Origin of the sequence: Staphylococcus sp. FSL W8-0304, assembly GCF_038006565.1 — a bacterium.
GTDB classification, from domain to species: Bacteria; Bacillota; Bacilli; order Staphylococcales; family Staphylococcaceae; genus Staphylococcus; species Staphylococcus epidermidis.
The window spans coordinates 162549-181294 of sequence record NZ_JBBOVL010000001.1; the positions used below are offsets into that span (position 1 = coordinate 162549).

Here is an 18746-nt window from a genome sequence, read left to right on the forward strand (position 1 = left end):
AGGAGCGTCGTCATGGTTAAATTTATTATGAAACGTCTTACGCTCATGATTCCATTATTAATTGTAGTGACTTTTATGACTTTCATGATGACCTATCTCACGAACGAAGATCCAGCAGTAACAATTTTACATGCCCAAGGAACACCTAATATAACACAAGATTTAATAGCTGAAACTAAAGAAAAATATGGATTAAATCAACCGATATTCACGCAATATAAAAATTGGCTTGTTGATGCATTGCAGTTTAAATTTGGAACGAGTTATATCACAGGGGATCCAGTATCTGAGCGTATGGGTCCAGCGTTTATGAATACATTAAAACTCACTTTGATTTCCAGTGTGGTGGTGATGATAACATCTGTTGTTCTAGGCATAGTGAGTGCTTTGACTAGTGGTCGATTTACAGATCATGCTATACGTTCAATAGCTTTTCTACTAACAGCTCTGCCTTCATATTGGGTAGCTTCAATATTAGTTATTTATGTATCTGTAAAACTCAATTTATTACCAACCTCAGGACTCACAGGTCCAGAAAGTTATATTCTTCCAGTCTTTGTTATTACGATTACCTATGCAGGAATTTATTTTAGAAATGTCCGGCGATCTATGCTTGAACAATTAAATGAAGATTATGTTTTGTATTTAAAAGCTAGTGGTGTACCTCGTCTGACAATGTTGCTGCATGTATTACGTAATGCATTACAGGTAGCCGTATCTATTTTTTGTATGTCGATACCAATGATCATGGGAGGTTTAGTCGTTATTGAAAATGTATTTGCGTGGCCAGGTTTAGGACCATTAAGTGTTAAAGCGATTACTGAACATGATTTTCCAGTAATTCAAGCATACGTGCTCATTGTCGCGGTGTTGTTTATTCTTTTTAATACACTTGCAGATATCATTAATGCAATATTAAATCCGCGTTTAAGGGAGGCAATGAAATGATTGTGTTACGTCGTCTATTTCAAGATAGAGGTGCCATAGTTGCTATAGCTATTATTACAATCTACGTAGTGCTTGGAGTTTTAGCTCCTTTAATTACATTTTATGAACCGAATCACATTGATACAGCAAATAAATTTGCTGGTATAAGTTGGTCTCACTGGTTGGGGACAGACCATTTAGGCCGGGACGTATTAACACGGATAATATACGCCATAAGACCTAGTTTGTTATATGTATTTGTCGCATTGATTATTTCCGTTGTGATAGGAGCGATACTTGGGTTTATTTCAGGTTATTTCCCAGGTTATATCGATGCAATAATTATGCGTATATGCGATGTGATGTTAGCTTTTCCAAGTTATGTGGTGACATTGGCATTGATTACGTTGTTTGGCATGGGTGTAGAAAATATTATCATTGCGTTTATATTGACTCGATGGGCGTGGTTTTGTCGCGTGATTCGAACCAGTGTAATGCAATATATTGAAGCTGATCATGTAAAATTTGCCAAAGTAATTGGTATGAATGATTTAACAATCATTCGCAAACATATTTTGCCACTAACCTTTACTGACATAGCGATTATTGCTAGTAGTTCGATGTGCTCAATGATATTACAAATGTCAGGATTCTCGTTCCTTGGATTAGGTGTTAAGGCACCTACAGCCGAATGGGGGATGATGCTTAATGAAGCACGAAAAGTAATGTTCACACATCCTGGAATGATGATGACAACAGGTGTGGCTATCGTCATAATTGTAATGGCGTTTAACTTTTTATCAGATGCTTTACAAATGGCGATTGATCCACGTATGTCCTCTAAAGAGAAACGACTGGCATTGAAGAAAGGTGTGAAAGCACATGACATTGCTTAAAGTAGCGCATTTAAGAATTAAGGACACATGGTCAGATGAGACACTCGTTGATAACGTGAATTTCACAGTTCAATGTGGTGAAACATTAGGTATTATTGGAGAAAGTGGAAGCGGAAAATCGATTACTTGTAAAGCATTAATAGGTTTAAATGCTCAACGTTTATCTGTAAGCGGAGATATCTTTTTTGAACATCAAAATTTAAATACAATAACTGAAAAGCAACTACGCAAAATTCGTGGTAAAGATATTGCTATGATTATGCAACAAGGAACACGAGCATTTGATCCTTCAACTAAAGTGGGGAAGCAAATGATTGAAACTTTGCGTGCACATACGACATTATCAAAGCAACAAATAAAACAAGAACTCATTCATTATATGACGTATATGAAGTTGAAAGATCCCCGTTCGTTATTAAAAGCATATCCCTACATGTTGTCAGGTGGGATGCTTCAACGTATGATGATTGCACTAGCATTGGCATTGAAACCTAAATTGATTATTGCTGATGAGCCTACCACAGCATTAGATACCATTACACAATATGAAGTTATCAATGCTTTTAAAGATATAAAACATCATTTTGATTGCGCCATGATTTTTATATCTCATGACCTCACAGTGATTAATAAAATTGCAGATCGTGTTGTAGTTATGAAAGAAGGTCGCGTGATAGAAGAAGGCCGAACAAATATGGTATTACAACAACCTCGTCATCACTATACAGCTTATTTATTATCTACTAAAAAGACAATTCATGATTATTTTCAGTTAGTGCTGAGGGGTGATTTCAATGCTTAAAGTTCAAAATGTTATTAAATTTTATGGAAAAAAATCAATATTTCGTGATAAACGTATTCCTGTAGTTAAAGGTGTGTCATTTGATTGCCCCACTGGTGCATCAATAGCAATTATTGGAGAAAGTGGAAGTGGAAAGTCTACGTTGAGTCGTATGATTTTAGGACTAGAAAAACCAGATCAAGGACAAGTGACGTTGGACGGTCAGCCTGTTCATTTAAAAAAAGTGAGACGTCATCGAATTGCTGCGGTTTTTCAAGACTATACTTCTTCTTTGCATCCTTTTCATACTGTCAAAGATATTTTGTTTGAAGTAATGAATCAGTGTCGATGTACATCAAAGGAGAATATGGAAGAGTATGTAACAGCGTTACTACGTGAAGTAGGGTTAAAATCTGATTGTTTGTATTGTTATCCACATATGCTTTCAGGTGGAGAAGCACAGCGTGTAGCTATTGCACGTGCGATATGTATGCAACCAGATTATATATTATTTGATGAGGCGATTAGTTCATTAGATATGTCTATGCAAACACAAATATTAGATTTATTGAAAAGGTTACGTCACTCACATCAGCTGAGTTATATCTTTATTACTCATGATATACAAGCTGCGATGTATATATGTGATGACTTGCTTATTTTTAAAAATGGCTGTATCGAAGCTAGGACATCTATAAGTGAATTGCATAGGCAACAAAATGGTTATACAAGAGAACTGATTGATAAACAACTATCAATCTAAGGAGTGACAATATGAAAGGTGCCATGTCTTGGCCAGTTTTAAGATTATATATTTTAACATTGATGTTTTTTAGTGCGAATGCCATACTCAATGTTTTCATACCTCTAAGAGGACATGATTTGGAGGCGACGAATACCGTAATTGGAATTGTAATGGGGGCTTATATGCTAACGGCAATGCTATTTCGCCCTTGGGCTGGTCAAATTATTGCTCGTGTAGGTCCGATTAAAGTATTGCGTATTATATTATTGATTAATGCTATGGCACTGGTATTATATGGGTTTACAGGACTTGAAGGTTATTTGGTTGCACGTATTATGCAAGGTGTGTGTACGGCATTCTTCTCAATGTCTTTACAATTGGGTATTATAGATGCTTTACCTGAAAAATATCGTTCAGAAGGTGTATCTCTCTATTCATTGTTTTCAACAATTCCCAATTTATTAGGACCATTAATTGCAGTTGGGATTTGGCACGTGGAAAATATGACCATATTTGCTATTGTTATGATTTTTATTGCAGTAACAACAACCTTATTTGGTTATAGAACTACTTTTGCAAATACACAAAAAGAGGTAGCACCAAAAGAAGAAGTCTTACCTTTTAATGCAATGACTGTATATGTCCAATTTTTTAAAAATAAAGCACTCTTCTGCAGTGGTATGATTATGATTTTGTCATCTATAGTGTTTGGTGCGATGAGTACTTTTATACCATTATATACAGTTAGGGAAGGTTTCGCGAATGCAGGTATTTTCCTTACAATTCAAGCCATTACAGTAGTGATAGCTAGATTTTATTTACGTAAGTATGTACCATCTGATGGTTTATGGCATCACCGGTTTATGATGATTGTCTTAACGTTACTGATGATTGCTTCAATCATTGTAGCTTTTGGACCACAAATATTGAGTATATTTGTATATATAAGTGCAATCTTTATTGGAATAACACAAGCGCTCGTTTATCCTACATTGACAACGTATTTAAGTTTTGTCTTACCAAAGATAGGACGTAATATGTTATTAGGATTGTTTATAGCATGTGCAGATTTAGGGATTTCACTAGGAGGTGTGCTCATGGGGCCAATATCAGATACGATAGGATTTAAATGGATGTATATTTTATGCGCTTTATTGGTTACTATTGCAATGATATTCAGTAAAATTAGACAAGGACAAAGTGTTTCTAAAGCCTCATAGCAGCACTACATAAAAATAATGATAAATTAAAAGGGAGCCTCCAGTTTGTCTGAGGTTACACTCCCGCACATGTAAAATGAGTCGTTTTCTCTAATATGAATCGTTTTTTGTCGAGTTATATTAGAGAAGTAGGCTCATTTTTTATATGACAGATTTTTATTTAATAGGTAGTATTTTAAAATGATAAAAAATCACATTAATGTTACTACATACATAAAGTGAACCAACACTATATTTTTCATTAATTTTTGAATAAATTTATTGAATTAACACCAAAAATTATTAGGCAAAGATGTGTAATATATGTTTTTTAAATATAATTTAATAATTAATTACAAAATGTATATTAAAATGTTACAATCGTGCATGAAGTGGTATGACGTTTATTGATTATTCACTGTACCACTTATAGAAATATAATGCTTGCCTTGTTATATTTGTGATTACTTTAAGTGAGTTTTCAATTATTATACTGATTTTTTAAAAATTTACTTAGGTAATTTAATGGTAGCATCGTTATGTTAAGGTTTAAGAATTAAAAGATTCTTTAAGTATTATTTTAATTCAATTATCTTAAGTGAGAATGTTATAGAAACTTAAATATTGTGTTTTTATAACGAATTAGCTATAGAAAATTTAGTATATTGAACTTTTCCTATAGCATAATACGAAATAATTCTTAGTTATTAGAAATGAAAGGGAGTGTTTTAGAGTGACAATTTTACAAGTTGATCAATTAACGAAGAAGATTAAGGGGATGCCAATTATTCAAGATGTTTCATTTAAATTGGACGAAGGGCAAATTGTAGGACTTGTTGGAGCAAATGGCGCCGGAAAAACGACATTGATGAAAGTAATTTTAGGATTATCTAACTATCAAGATGGAAGTTATAAGGTTCGCGCGAATACAAATAACAAATCCAATACAGGTGCGCTCATAGAAAGTCCAGGTGTTTATCCATTTTTAACAGGTTACGATAACTTAAAGTTATTATGTGAAAGTAAAGAAAAAAATGCTATCGATGATATAGTGAAAAAATTGAAAATGGATAGATACATACATAAAAAAGCTAAAACATATTCTTTAGGTATGAAACAGAAATTGGGAATCGCAATCGCTTTTTTAAATCATCCACAATTAATTGTATTGGATGAACCAATGAATGGACTTGATCCAAAAGCTGTCAGAGATGTAAGGGAACTTATTGTTGAGACAGCCAAACAAGGTACGACGTTTCTTATTTCAAGTCACATTTTAAGTGAGTTAGTCAAAATTACAGATTCCATTTTAATTATTGATGAGGGTAAGATTATAAAACAAACTACAAGAGAAGAATTAAATCAAGAAGATGAAGACGATTTAGAAAATATCTTACTGAATATAATTGATAAAGAAGGTGACAATTAAGATGGGAACATTAATCAAACAAGAGTGTTTTAAACTATTTAAGAAGAAATCAACGTTTATTATTCCTATTGTAATTATAGCAATTATGCTAATTTTGGCGATTGTTAGTAGTCAGTACTCATCAATATTTAGTCCTGAAGAAAACTTTAAAAATGGTTATTCATCATTTTCATGGGCTATTTTCTTACTCATTATTCAAGCAAGTACAATCATTACCATGGAGTTTCATTATGGTACCATTAAGAACTTATTATATAGAAAATATTCACGTATCAGCATTGTAATAAGTAAAATCATTACATTATTCATCTATTCAATCATTATATTTGCAATCTTTTTAGGAATCACTATTGTACTTCATTTGATTTTCAATGGTGATACAAGTTTGATTGAAGCATCTCAGAATAAAGAATCATTATTAAGTGATTTATTGTTGAGAACATTAGGCGTATTTGTTGCTATGTGGTTACTCATCAGCTTAACATTGTTAATTTCATGTATTATGAAAAGTCCAGGTGTATCTATAGCAGTTGGTATTATTTTTTATTTTGCTGTGTCTATTATTTCGGGAATACTTTTTGCTATCATTAACAAATGGGAATGGTTAAAATGGAATCCAATAAATATGATGAATATTCAAATACAAGTCATAGATAATAAAGCGTTTAAAGAATTGACTAAACTAGAATTACATGAATTATTTATTGGAAATATTGTTTACATTCTTATTTTCTTAATTTTGGTTGTATGGATTTTTAAGAAGAAAAACGTATAATTAAAAATCGAAACAGATTAAGATAGTAGAATAAAAGATGGAACAGAATTCAGTTTTTCATTAGTGGTTTCGAATACTATCTTGGTTTTTCTGTAGAATATGTAAATACAATGCTCTATATTGAGATTTTAGTTGAAAAAGTATATAAAATTAATTTTAATTTAGTCATAGATAGACTATATATACCAAACAAACCTGAGACAATTGTTGTCTCAGGTTTTGTTTTACTTGTCGTTATAAGATAGTGAATTTTTCTTGCTATGAGGTTTCATTATAGAAGGAATTTTTCAGAAAACTGTTATGTAACAGGATAATTTATTCACAAACTGTTATAACTTCTGTCACAGGTTCGTAATTTATACAAACTTTAGTAGAAAATATGCCACAAATTATGTGAAATTAATCACATGATTCATGGTATACTGTCGTTGAAAACGTTAACAATACGAAATGGAGGCGGAGAGTATGTTAGAAACAAATAATCATACTAATGCTTGGCAAGGATTTAAAACAGGTCGTTGGAATAAAAATATAGACGTGAGAGAATTCATACAATTGAACTATTCATTATATGAAGGTGACGATGAATTTTTAGAAGGTCCTACAAAAGCAACTGAAACTTTATGGGATCAAGTAATGCAATTATCAAAAGAAGAACGTGAGCGCGGTGGCATGTGGGACATGGATACTAAAGTGGCATCGACAATCACTTCTCATGACGCCGGTTACTTAGACAAAGATTTAGAAAAGGTTGTTGGTGTTCAAACTGAAAAACCATTCAAACGTTCTATGCAACCATTCGGTGGTATTCGTATGGCAAAAGCAGCATGTGAAGCGTATGGTTACGAATTAGATCCAGAAACAGAAAAAATCTTCACTGAATATCGTAAAACGCACAACCAAGGTGTATTCGATGCATATTCAAGAGAAATGTTAAATTGTCGTAAAGCTGGTATTATTACTGGTTTGCCAGATGCTTACGGACGTGGACGTATTATCGGAGACTATCGTCGTGTTGCTTTATACGGTGTAGACTTCTTAATGGAACAAAAACTTAAAGACTTTAACACAATGTCTACTGAAATGTCTGAAGATGTAATTCGTTTACGTGAAGAATTATCAGAGCAATATCGTTCACTTCAAGATTTAAAAGAATTAGGTCAAAAATATGGATTTGATATTAGCCGTCCTGCTACTAACTTCAAAGAAGCTGTGCAATGGTTATACTTAGCATATTTAGCTGCTATCAAAGAACAAAATGGTGCAGCAATGAGTTTAGGACGTACTTCAACATTCTTAGATATTTATGCTGAACGTGATTTACAAAATGGTGACATCACTGAACAAGAAGTTCAAGAAATCATTGACCACTTCATTATGAAATTACGTATCGTTAAATTCGCGCGTACGCCTGAATATAATGAATTATTCTCTGGAGATCCAACTTGGGTAACTGAATCTATCGGTGGTGTAGGTATTGACGGACGTCCAATGGTAACTAAAAACTCATTCCGTTTCTTACACTCATTAGATAATTTAGGTCCAGCACCAGAACCAAACTTAACAGTATTATGGTCTACTCGCTTACCTGAAAACTTCAAAATCTATTGTGCTAAAATGAGTATTAAAACGAGCTCAATCCAATATGAAAATGATGACTTAATGCGTGAAAGCTATGGCGATGATTATGGTATCGCTTGCTGTGTATCTGCCATGAAGATTGGTAAACAAATGCAATTCTTCGGTGCACGTGCTAACTTAGCTAAAGCATTACTTTACGCTATCAATGGTGGTAAAGATGAAAAATCTGGTAAACAAGTTGGGCCAAGTTATGAAGGTATTAAATCAGACGTACTAGATTATGATGAAGTCTTCGAAAGATATGAAAAAATGATGGACTGGTTAGCTGGCGTATATATCAACTCATTAAATATCATTCACTATATGCATGATAAATATAGCTATGAACGTCTTGAAATGGCTTTACATGATACAGAAATTATTCGCACAATGGCAACTGGTATTGCCGGATTGTCTGTAGCAGCTGACTCTTTATCAGCGATTAAATATGCACAAGTTAAACCTATCCGTAACGATGAAGGTCTTGTAACTGACTTTGAAATCGAAGGCGACTTCCCTAAATATGGTAATAATGACAGTCGTGTTGATGAAATTGCAGTAGATTTAGTTGAACGTTTCATGACTAAATTACGTAGCCATAAAACATACCGTAATTCTGAACACACAATGAGTGTATTAACAATTACTTCAAACGTTGTTTATGGTAAGAAAACTGGTAACACACCAGATGGACGTAAAGCTGGCGAACCATTTGCACCTGGCGCAAACCCAATGCATGGTCGTGACCAAAAAGGTGCATTATCTTCACTAAGTTCAGTAGCTAAAATACCTTACGATTGCTGTAAAGATGGTATCTCAAATACATTTAGTATCGTACCGAAATCACTAGGTAAAGAAGAAGCAGATCAAAATAAAAACTTAACTAGTATGTTAGATGGTTATGCAATGCAACATGGTCATCACCTCAACATTAACGTATTTAATAGAGAAACATTAATTGATGCAATGGAACACCCAGAAGAGTATCCACAATTAACGATTCGTGTATCTGGATACGCTGTAAACTTCATTAAATTAACACGTGAACAACAATTAGATGTTATTTCACGTACATTCCACGAATCTATGTAATAAATTTAAGGTGGGAGCAAAATGCTTAAAGGACACTTACACTCCGTTGAAAGTATGGGCACTGTCGACGGGCCAGGACTTAGATATATATTATTTACTCAAGGTTGTTTGTTAAGATGTTTATATTGTCATAATCCAGACACTTGGAAGATTAACGAACCATCAAGAGAAGTGACGGTTGATGAAATGGTAAATGAAATCTTACCGTACAAACCTTACTTTGAAGCTTCAGGTGGTGGGGTAACAGTCAGTGGTGGTGAACCATTACTACAAATGCCTTTCTTGGAGCAATTATTCAAAGAATTAAAAGCGAATGGTGTTCACACATGCATTGATACTTCTGCGGGATGTGTGAATGATACGCCAGCATTTAATCGTCATTTTGATGAATTGCAAAAGCATACAGATTTAATCTTATTAGATATTAAACATATTGATAATGATAAGCACATCAAATTAACAGGCAAACCTAACACACATATTTTAAAGTTTGCACGTAAATTATCTGATATGAAACAACCTGTTTGGATTAGACATGTTTTAGTACCTGGTATTTCGGATGATAAAGAAGATTTGATAAAACTAGGAGAATTTATTAATTCTTTGGATAACGTTGAAAAGTTTGAAATCTTACCATATCATCAACTCGGTGTGCATAAGTGGAAAAATTTAGGCATTCCTTATCAACTCGAAAATGTTGAACCGCCTGACGATGAAGCGGTTAAAGAAGCTTATCGTTATGTTAACTTTAATGGCAAAATACCTGTAACATTATAGAAAGATAAATATAGTAATAGCCTGAGACATCAGTCGTTGTCTCAGGCTTCTTTACGTTTAATCAGTCGATAAACTGAGTTTAAAATATATGTCAATTAACTTTATTTAATAAAAATATGATTCATAAGTTTTAAATAGTTTATTTTTCTAGATATGCTTTAAATACATCTTTATAAACATCAATGTAACTTAAATACATATCTTTTCTAATAAATTCATCAACTTGATGCGCCATAATAGATTCACCAGGTCCAAAGACAGCAAAATCCACGTTATTTTCATTTGTTCCTAGGAAACTAGATGCATCAGTTGTACCAATCAATGCACTCACAACAATGTCTTCATGTACATAATTCGGTGCAATACGTGTAATATTTTGAATAAGAGGATTATCACGATCACTTGCCACTGGATCGTGACTGCTAGGTATATCTACAGTTAAATAATCTTCACCCACATGACGAATGACTTTTTCAAATAAATCCTTCACGAAAGTACTGTCATATTCTGGAACAGTTCTTACATTATATTTAGCTGTCGCCTTATGAGGAACAGAATTAACTTGTTTACCACCATTGAATACAGAGTTTAACATTACAAATCCAGAGTAGATATGTGATTCTTCTTCACCAATTTTTCTGTGGAGATGTTTCTCAATCATTGGAACAGCGTCTAACTCGTGTACTTTATCATGTTCTTTAATATTTTTATATTCTTGTTTCATTTCATTTACAAAATCAACTAAAATATCAACAGCATTTGTACCTAGGTGTGGCATAGAACTATGTGCAGCCTTACCTTTCGCTGTGACTACACAACTCATAGAACCTTTATGAGCATAGTAAGCGATATTACTAGTTGGTTCGCCAATAATTAAACCACTCACATCATCTAAGTAACCTTCATCAGCTAGTAATTGTGCACCATATTGTTCCGTCTCTTCTCCTGTAGTAGCTAATAAACGTATCGTACCTTGCTTTAATGCGTTTGATTGTTTTAATTCAATCATCGCGATGACCATCGCCATAAGACCACCTTTCATATCAGTGGTACCTCTGCCGAATAACTTGCCATCTTTATCTGTGAGTTCAAATGGAGGAAAAGTCCAATCATCATGGTCACCAGCATCTACAACATCCATGTGTCCACTGATTGCTAAGACTGGAGCGCCACTACCAATTTCAGCAACTAAATTAGCGCGTGAATCATTAACTTTAACAATCTTAGAATCAATATCATATTGACTTAACAGGTCTTTTAAGTACTCACATACTTCAATTTCATGATCATTCTCAGTTTGAATCTTGACGATATCAGCTAATAATCTTATTTTGTCTTGCTCACTCAATACAGTCATTTCACAGTCCTCCTCATTTTTAGTAATGATTTTTACTTTTTAATAAAAAATAAAAATCCTTGTACACTTAATATTATCAAAAACTTTTATTTATTAAAAATTATATGCTAAAATAAATGGATTTTTAATAAAAAATAAATATTGACTTAACATTTCTTATAAAAAACAACAATGTATAGCAATATTAAAAAATTTTCATTATTTATAGTTTGAATCGTGTTATAAAATGAAAAGTGATGAGATTAAGATGTAATAATACATATATATATATAACTTCGTGCCACGCAGACGGTTAAAATCATGTATAATAGCTAATAATACATATTATTAGGAGATACATAATTAACGATGAAAAATAAACTAACATTAAAAGAGAATCTATTTATCGGCTCAATGCTGTTTGGTCTATTTTTTGGTGCTGGAAATCTCATTTTTCCAATTCACTTAGGTCAAACTGCGGGGGCGAATGTATGGACCGCCAATTTAGGATTTCTTATCACGGCTATCGGACTACCTTTTTTAGGAATTATAGCGATAGGTGTATCTAAAACAAACGGGGTCTTTGAAATTTCCTCAAGGATAAGTAAAATATATGGTTATTTGTTCACAATTGGCTTGTATCTTGTTATAGGTCCGTTTTTTGCGTTGCCAAGACTTGCGACGACGTCATTTGAAATAGCATTTTCACCATTTATTTCATCTGGTACAGCCCAAGCGTTGTTGCCTATTTTTAGTATTTTATTCTTCGGAGTAGCGTGGTTATTTTCGCGTAAACCTTCTAAAATATTAGACTATATTGGAAAATTCTTAAATCCGGTCTTTCTCATCTTGCTTGGAATTGTTGTTGTGCTTGCATTTATCCGTCCTATGGGTGGAATTAGTCATGCGCCAGTAAGTGCTGATTATAGCAATAGCGTGTTACTCAAAGGGTTTATCGATGGATATAATACATTAGATGCTTTGGCATCATTAGCATTTGGTATTATCATTGTTACTACAATTAAAAAGTTGGGGATTACTAATCCGAATACAATCGCTAAAGAAACTTTAAAATCAGGTACGATTAGTATTATAGCTATGGGCGTTATTTATACTTTATTAGCTTTAATGGGTACGATGAGTTTAGGTCGTTTTAAAGTAAGTGAAAATGGTGGTATTGCGCTTGCTCAGATTGCACAACATTATTTAGGGGATTACGGAATTATTATTTTGTCACTCATCATCATTGTGGCATGTCTGAAAACAGCAATAGGATTGATCACAGCCTTTTCGGAAACATTTACAGAGTTATTCCCTAAATCTAACTATCTTTGGTTAGCTACTGGGGTGAGTATATTAGCTTGTATATTTGCTAATGTAGGTTTAACAAAAATTATTATGTATTCAACACCAGTGTTGATGTTCATTTATCCTTTAGCGATTACTTTAATTTTATTAGCATTACTTAGTCCATTATTTAAACATTCTAAGATTGTCTATCGATTTACAACATTATTTACAATGGTGGCGGCATTTGTAGATGGTGTGAAAGCAAGTCCAGAGTTCTTTGTTAATACAAAATTTGCACAAACAATCATTGGATTTGGTGAAAATTATCTCCCATTCTTTAACATTGGTATGGGATGGATTGTTCCAGCACTTATTGGTTTCATTATTGGTATTATTGTATACTTTATGACTGCTAAAAAATCGTTCTACGTACAATAAGGTTGAGTTAATAAATGATATAACTGCGAATTTCTTAATAATTATATTTCAAGATTATTATAGTTTTTAAATACATCATTTTATTAATAAGTATATTAATTGTAAGTGAGATAAAATTTAATAGTACTACTATACACAAAAGAGAGGGCAAAATCGCTCTCTCTTTTCTTGGATTTTTATAAGTGAATAAAAAAGTATTAAGCAACGGAATGGAGCTACTTAAATTTTTTCATAATTAACCGACGTTGACAGAGGAACATATATTATATGATAAGTTTACTTTTTATATGTTTGTGACATATAGTAATAAGTAAATCGTTATTAATAAATACAATTCTTGTTAATAAAGTTGAATTTAAGAAAAGTTGTTTATAAAATAAATACACTCGATAAGTATGGGTGTTGAAAAAGTGTTAAATAATTACAATTATATATTATTTAGAATTCGATAAAGAAGGTGACGAAATGCCTAGAACTTCCAAAAGACAATTAATATTAGAATCGGCCGCAGCTATTATTAATGAAAAAGGTGCTGATTATCTCACGTTGGATGCTGTAGCTCAAAGGGCTGGAATAAGTAAAGGTGGTTTATTTTATCATTTTAAAAGTAAAGATGAACTCATCAAAGAGCTGGTTAACTATGCCAATAATTTGTACAGAGATAACGTGAACCAACATATCGGTAATGAAAAAAACAAAAAAGGGCAATGGCTCAACGCATTTATAGAAGCGACAAGAGCACATCGTACGGATAATGCGCCTATTACTTCTGGAATGTTAGCGGCGCAAGGGACTAATAGAAGTTTATTATCACCATTAAAGACCTCATATCAAGAATGGCAATATCAAATTACACACGACGGGTTAGATGAGGTAGATGCTACCATTATTCGTTTAGCTGTCGATGGTTTATGGTTGTCGGAAATATTCGGAATTAGTGCTATAGATGAAGAAATGAGAGAGAAAGTTATTGAACGTTTAAAGATGCAAATAGAAAAAAATTAAATAAGCTATATACATAGAGCAGGGTGATGTTTCGTACATCGCTCTGTTCTTTTTTGTGTAAAGTCAGTTGAAACTAAACCGACTAGTTGGTATAGTAATCAATGTCATAAAAAATAAAACTTTTAGAGGTGTTAATGATGCAAAAAGTTGTTTTAACAGCAGCTATTACTGGCGCTGGAGATACAATACAAAAAAATGAGAACGTACCAGTTACACCACAAGAACTTGCAGATTCAGCAATTAAATGTGCACGAGCAGGAGCAACTGTCGCACATATTCATGTAAGAGATCCTGAAACTGGAGGAGTAAGTCATGATCCAGAACTGTATGCTGAAACAGTTAGATTAATCAGAGAAGCTGATGAAGATATCATCATTAATGTGACATCTGGTGGCGGTGGAGACTTCATTCCAAGTCTAGAACATCCAGAGACAGGTGGAGAAGGAACTTGGATCCAAACACCAGAAGAACGTTTTAAACCTATTGGTGACTTATTACCAGAAATGTGTACATTAGATTGTGGCAGTGTCAACATGGGAGATGCAATTTATTTAAGCCCTGCATCGTGGTTACGTAAACAAGCACAAATGGTTAAAGATGCGGGAGTCAAGCCTGAGCTTGAATGTTTTGATACAGGTCATGTGAGTTTTGCTAAACAAATGATAGAAGAAGGATTAATTGATGGAGACCCTATGTTCCAATTTTGTTTAGGTATTCCTTGGGGTGCAGAAAATGATCCTGAAACAATAGAATATCTTAAATCACGTATACCAGAAAATGCACATTGGTCAGCATTTGGCATTGGTAAGATGCAACTCCCAACTGTAAGAGAAGTTGCGCAACGTGGAGGAAATGTTCGTGTTGGATTAGAAGATAATATTTATTTAAGAAAAGGTGTAAAAGCAACGAATGAAGCATTGGTAGAAGAGGCAAAAAGAATTTTAGCAGAGCTCGACATTGAGCCACTTACACCTGCTGAAGCAAGAGAAAAATTTAATCTTAGAAATCCTCATGGTAAAGGAGACAAATAATGAAATTCGCAGTTGTTGGAACAGGTGTAATTGGTAGTGGATGGATTACTAGAATGCTTGCGCATGGTCATGAAGTGATTGCTACTGATCCAAGTGAAGGTGCATATGAACGCATGTTGACACAAGTTAAACAAAATTGGCCTTACGCAGAGCAAATGGGCCTTGCTGAAAATGCATCAATTCAAAACTTAACATTTACACCACATTTAGAAGAAGCGGTCAAAGATGCGGATCATATTCAAGAAAATGTACCAGAAGTAGAAGAAATTAAAGACGCTGTATTAAAAGAGATTGATTTTTATGCGAAACCTGAAGCAACAATTGGTTCAAGTACATCAGGAATTATGCCTTCAGAATTACAAGCTAACTTATCACATCCTGAACGATTAGTTGTTGCCCATCCATTTCACCCGGTGTATATTTTGCCATTAGTCGAAATTGTGCCAGGTAAGCAAACATCTGAAGAAACCACAGTTAAAGCCGAACAGATTTATGAAAGTATTGGTATGGATGTTTTACATGTGCGTCATGAAATAGAAGGACATATTGCAGATCGTCTTATGGAAGCATTATGGCGTGAATCATTGCACATAGTTAATGATGGTATTGCAACAACAGAGGAAGTTGATAAGGCGTTTACCCATGCAGCAGGTTTACGTTATGCACAATATGGTCCATTTATGACGTTCCACTTGGCAGGTGGTGAAGGTGGTATGCGTCATATGTTAAAACAATTTGGGCCAGCTTTAAAAAAACCTTGGACAAAACTCATCGCGCCTGAACTGACAGATGACTTATATCATAAAGTAGTAAGTGGTAGTGAAGCATCTTCTCAAGGATATACAATGTCTGAACTTGATCAAAAAAGAAACGAATTTCTAATTAAAGTGAAAGAATTAGCAGAACAATATTGGCCAAGTGATAGTAAAGCGATGAAAAAGTCTAACGGAGCGGAGTTACAAAGATGAATCAACAATATGTGTTTCACACAAAAGTGCATCGTGATTGGGTAGACCATAACGGGCACCTAAATGATGCAATGTATAACCGAATTTTCAGTGATACAACAGATGATTGGTTAGGTCATTTAGGATTAACTATTGATGCCATTCAATCTTATCAATATACCGTATTCACCTTAGAAAATCATGTCATGTTTCTTAATGAAATGAAAGAAAATGAAGATGTCATTGTTAAAGTGCATCTTCACGATTATGATAGCAAACGATTACATGTCCTAATGGAAATGTTTAATGCAGATGATGATTTATGTGCAACATATGAAGTGATGCTGATGGGCATTGATACGACTTCAGGAAGACCTTCAGCATTTCCGAACGACATTTTGAATAACATCAAACGCTATTATAATATAGAAAATGTGGAGACGACATCTCAATATATAGGTCATCGTATCGGCATCAAGAAAAAGTCAAAAAGCAAAGAGTAATACAACTTAGAATTTAGATGAATATGATTTAAGGACTCTTTTGTGCCTTGTTCTTACTTAGTTTACTTTGTATAACATCACAATGAGTCCTTATTTTTTAACAAATTGAATTACCTATAGAAAGGAATGGACATATGTTAAGTATTAAAAACTTATCAAAGGTCTATGCAGGTGGTAAAAAAGCTGTAGATAATATGACCATAGACATTGAATCAGGAGACTTTATTGCATTTATTGGGACAAGTGGTAGCGGTAAAACAACTGCCCTTAGAATGATTAATCGTATGATTGAATCTACAGAGGGAGAAATTACCATTGACGGTAAAAATATCAAAGAGCTTAATCCGGTTGAGCTTCGTCGCAGTATCGGTTATGTCATACAACAAATCGGCTTAATGCCACATATGACAGTGAAAGAGAATATTGTTCTCGTACCAAAGTTATTAAAATGGTCACAAGAGAAAAAGGATGAGAAAGCGAAAGAACTTATACGCTTAGTAGATTTACCAGAAGAGTATTTAGATCGATATCCTTCAGAACTATCAGGTGGTCAACAACAACGTATTGGTGTTGTAAGAGCACTCGCAGCTGAACAAGATATTATTTTAATGGATGAACCGTTTGGTGCACTCGATCCAATCACAAGAGATACATTACAAGACTTAGTCAAAAAATTACAACAACAATTAGGAAAGACATTCATTTTTGTTACACATGATATGGATGAAGCAATCAAACTTGCAGATAAAATATGTATTATGACAAATGGACAGGTGGTTCAATATGACACGCCAGATAATATTTTACGTAGTCCAGCGAATGATTTCGTTAGAGACTTTATTGGTCAGAATCGCTTAATTCAAGATAGACCTAATATCCGTACAGTTAAAGATGCGATGATTAAACCCGTGACAGTACATGTTGACCGTTCTCTTAATGATGCGGTAAATATTATGAGAGAGAAAAGAGTCGATACGATATTTGTTGTCGGCAATGATGAGCATTTATTGGGTTATTTAGATATTGAAGATATTAACGAAGGATTAAGACATCATAAAGAACTTATAGATACGATGCAACGAGATATTTATAGAGTACGTATTGATAGTAAGTTACAAGATTCTGTTCGTACAATTCTTAAACGCAATGTACGTAATGTACCCGTTGTTGACAGTGATAATAAAACATTATTAGGCCTTGTCACTCGAGCTAACCTTGTAGACATTGTTTATGACAGTATTTGGGGAGAGTTAGAATCGGATAACAATGATAATCATTCTGGGATTGTTGAACCCGAATCCACAGGAGTTGAGACACCATGATAAAGTTTATTTCGGAACATAGTGGTATGTTATTTACAAAGACATTCGAACATTTGTACATATCGATAGTGGCATTGGTTATTGCAATAATCGTAGCGGTTCCTTTAGGCATTTTATTATCTAAAAAGGAAAAGCTTTCGAAAGTGTCATTGACGATAGCTGGCGTTTTACAAACGATACCTACATTAGCGGTATTAGCTTTAATGATTCCATTATTTGGTGTAGGAAAAACACCTGCAATTATAGCGTTATTTTTATATGTATTATTACCAATTTTAAATAATACGATTATAGGCATTCAAAATATAGATTCCAACCTTAGAGAAGCAGGACGTAGTATGGGAATGACTAACTTTCAATTGATGAAAGATGTGGAGTTGCCACTCGCATTACCATTAATACTTAGTGGAATTAGACTGTCTTCTGTCTACGTTATTAGTTGGGCAACATTGGCAAGTTATGTTGGTGCTGGTGGTTTAGGTGATTTTATCTTTAACGGATTAGCGCTATTTGAACCGAGTATGATTATTACTGCAACTATTCTTGTCACTGCTATTGCACTTATTGTAGATTATGTTTTATCACTGATTGAAAAATGGGTTGTACCTAAAGGATTAAAAGTTTCCAGATAAT

At 33.6% G+C, this 18746-nt stretch carries 17 protein-coding genes; 16 read left to right on the forward strand and 1 reads right to left on the reverse strand.

The genetic code is table 11. The features are described from left to right. Window positions 1-12: 12 nt before the first annotated feature. From opp1B to pflA, 9 genes are all read left to right on the forward strand, one after another. On the forward strand, window positions 13-948 hold the full coding sequence (opp1B, locus tag NST35_RS00690; RefSeq protein ID WP_002458116.1) for a nickel/cobalt ABC transporter permease: 936 nt from the start codon (window positions 13-15) through the stop codon (window positions 946-948). After that, on the forward strand, window positions 945-1823 hold the full coding sequence (gene cntC / locus NST35_RS00695; protein ID WP_002446855.1) for a staphylopine uptake ABC transporter permease subunit CntC: 879 nt from the start codon (window positions 945-947) through the stop codon (window positions 1821-1823). Before opp1B ends, cntC begins: the two co-directional genes overlap by 4 nt. Continuing rightward, window positions 1810-2625: a staphylopine uptake ABC transporter ATP-binding protein CntD gene (gene cntD / locus NST35_RS00700; RefSeq protein ID WP_002458115.1), complete on the forward strand. Its 816-nt coding sequence runs from the start codon at window positions 1810-1812 to the stop codon at window positions 2623-2625. Before cntC ends, cntD begins: the two co-directional genes overlap by 14 nt. Continuing rightward, window positions 2618-3367 carry an ABC transporter ATP-binding protein gene (locus NST35_RS00705; RefSeq protein WP_002490187.1) on the forward strand — a complete coding sequence of 250 codons (750 nt, stop codon included), beginning with the start codon at window positions 2618-2620 and terminating at the stop codon, window positions 3365-3367. Before cntD ends, NST35_RS00705 begins: the two co-directional genes overlap by 8 nt. 11 nt (window positions 3368-3378) lie before the next feature. Further along, window positions 3379-4569, forward strand: coding sequence for a staphylopine family metallophore export MFS transporter CntE (gene cntE / locus NST35_RS00710; RefSeq protein WP_340747224.1), 1191 nt, complete (start codon window positions 3379-3381; stop codon window positions 4567-4569). Window positions 4570-5281: 712 nt separating this feature from the next. Then, entirely contained in the window at window positions 5282-5977 is a 696-nt protein-coding gene (locus NST35_RS00715; protein ID WP_002458113.1) for an ABC transporter ATP-binding protein, read from the forward strand. 1 nt (window position 5978) lies between these two features. Beyond that, window positions 5979-6752, forward strand: a complete 774-nt coding sequence (locus tag NST35_RS00720; RefSeq protein WP_002458112.1) for an ABC transporter permease — start codon at window positions 5979-5981, stop codon at window positions 6750-6752. Between the two features lie 465 nt (window positions 6753-7217). Further along, window positions 7218-9464 carry a formate C-acetyltransferase gene (gene pflB / locus NST35_RS00725; RefSeq protein ID WP_002458110.1) on the forward strand — a complete coding sequence of 749 codons (2247 nt, stop codon included), beginning with the start codon at window positions 7218-7220 and terminating at the stop codon, window positions 9462-9464. A 21-nt stretch (window positions 9465-9485) separates the two neighbouring features. Further along, window positions 9486-10241, forward strand: a complete 756-nt coding sequence (pflA, locus tag NST35_RS00730; RefSeq protein WP_002446860.1) for a pyruvate formate-lyase-activating protein — start codon at window positions 9486-9488, stop codon at window positions 10239-10241. A 139-nt stretch (window positions 10242-10380) separates the two neighbouring features. Here pflA and NST35_RS00735 read toward each other — a convergent pair whose 3' ends face one another. Then, on the reverse strand, window positions 10381-11598 hold the full coding sequence (locus NST35_RS00735; RefSeq protein WP_002458109.1) for an ArgE/DapE family deacylase: 1218 nt from the start codon (window positions 11596-11598) through the stop codon (window positions 10381-10383). Window positions 11599-11946: 348 nt separating this feature from the next. On the opposite strand from NST35_RS00735, the gene brnQ reads away from it, so the two are divergent. The 7 genes from brnQ (at window position 11947) to NST35_RS00770 (ending at window position 18745) form a co-directional block, all read left to right on the forward strand. Then, window positions 11947-13305, forward strand: coding sequence for a branched-chain amino acid transport system II carrier protein (brnQ, locus tag NST35_RS00740; protein ID WP_002458108.1), 1359 nt, complete (start codon window positions 11947-11949; stop codon window positions 13303-13305). A gap of 465 nt (window positions 13306-13770) precedes the next feature. Further along, window positions 13771-14310, forward strand: a complete 540-nt coding sequence (locus NST35_RS00745; protein WP_002458107.1) for a TetR/AcrR family transcriptional regulator — start codon at window positions 13771-13773, stop codon at window positions 14308-14310. Window positions 14311-14447: 137 nt separating this feature from the next. Then, entirely contained in the window at window positions 14448-15341 is an 894-nt protein-coding gene (locus NST35_RS00750) for a BKACE family enzyme (protein ID WP_002458106.1), read from the forward strand. Further along, a complete protein-coding gene (locus NST35_RS00755) occupies window positions 15341-16309 on the forward strand; it encodes a 3-hydroxyacyl-CoA dehydrogenase NAD-binding domain-containing protein (protein WP_002458105.1) in 969 nt (322 codons plus the stop codon). Before NST35_RS00750 ends, NST35_RS00755 begins: the two co-directional genes overlap by 1 nt. Next, window positions 16306-16791: a thioesterase family protein gene (locus NST35_RS00760; RefSeq protein ID WP_002490179.1), complete on the forward strand. Its 486-nt coding sequence runs from the start codon at window positions 16306-16308 to the stop codon at window positions 16789-16791. Before NST35_RS00755 ends, NST35_RS00760 begins: the two co-directional genes overlap by 4 nt. A 134-nt stretch (window positions 16792-16925) precedes the next feature. Continuing rightward, window positions 16926-18113, forward strand: coding sequence for a betaine/proline/choline family ABC transporter ATP-binding protein (locus NST35_RS00765; protein ID WP_002446867.1), 1188 nt, complete (start codon window positions 16926-16928; stop codon window positions 18111-18113). Beyond that, window positions 18110-18745: an ABC transporter permease gene (locus tag NST35_RS00770; protein WP_002446868.1), complete on the forward strand. Its 636-nt coding sequence runs from the start codon at window positions 18110-18112 to the stop codon at window positions 18743-18745. The genes NST35_RS00765 and NST35_RS00770 overlap by 4 nt, the downstream gene beginning before the upstream one ends. The last annotated feature ends 1 nt before the right edge of the window (window position 18746 follow it).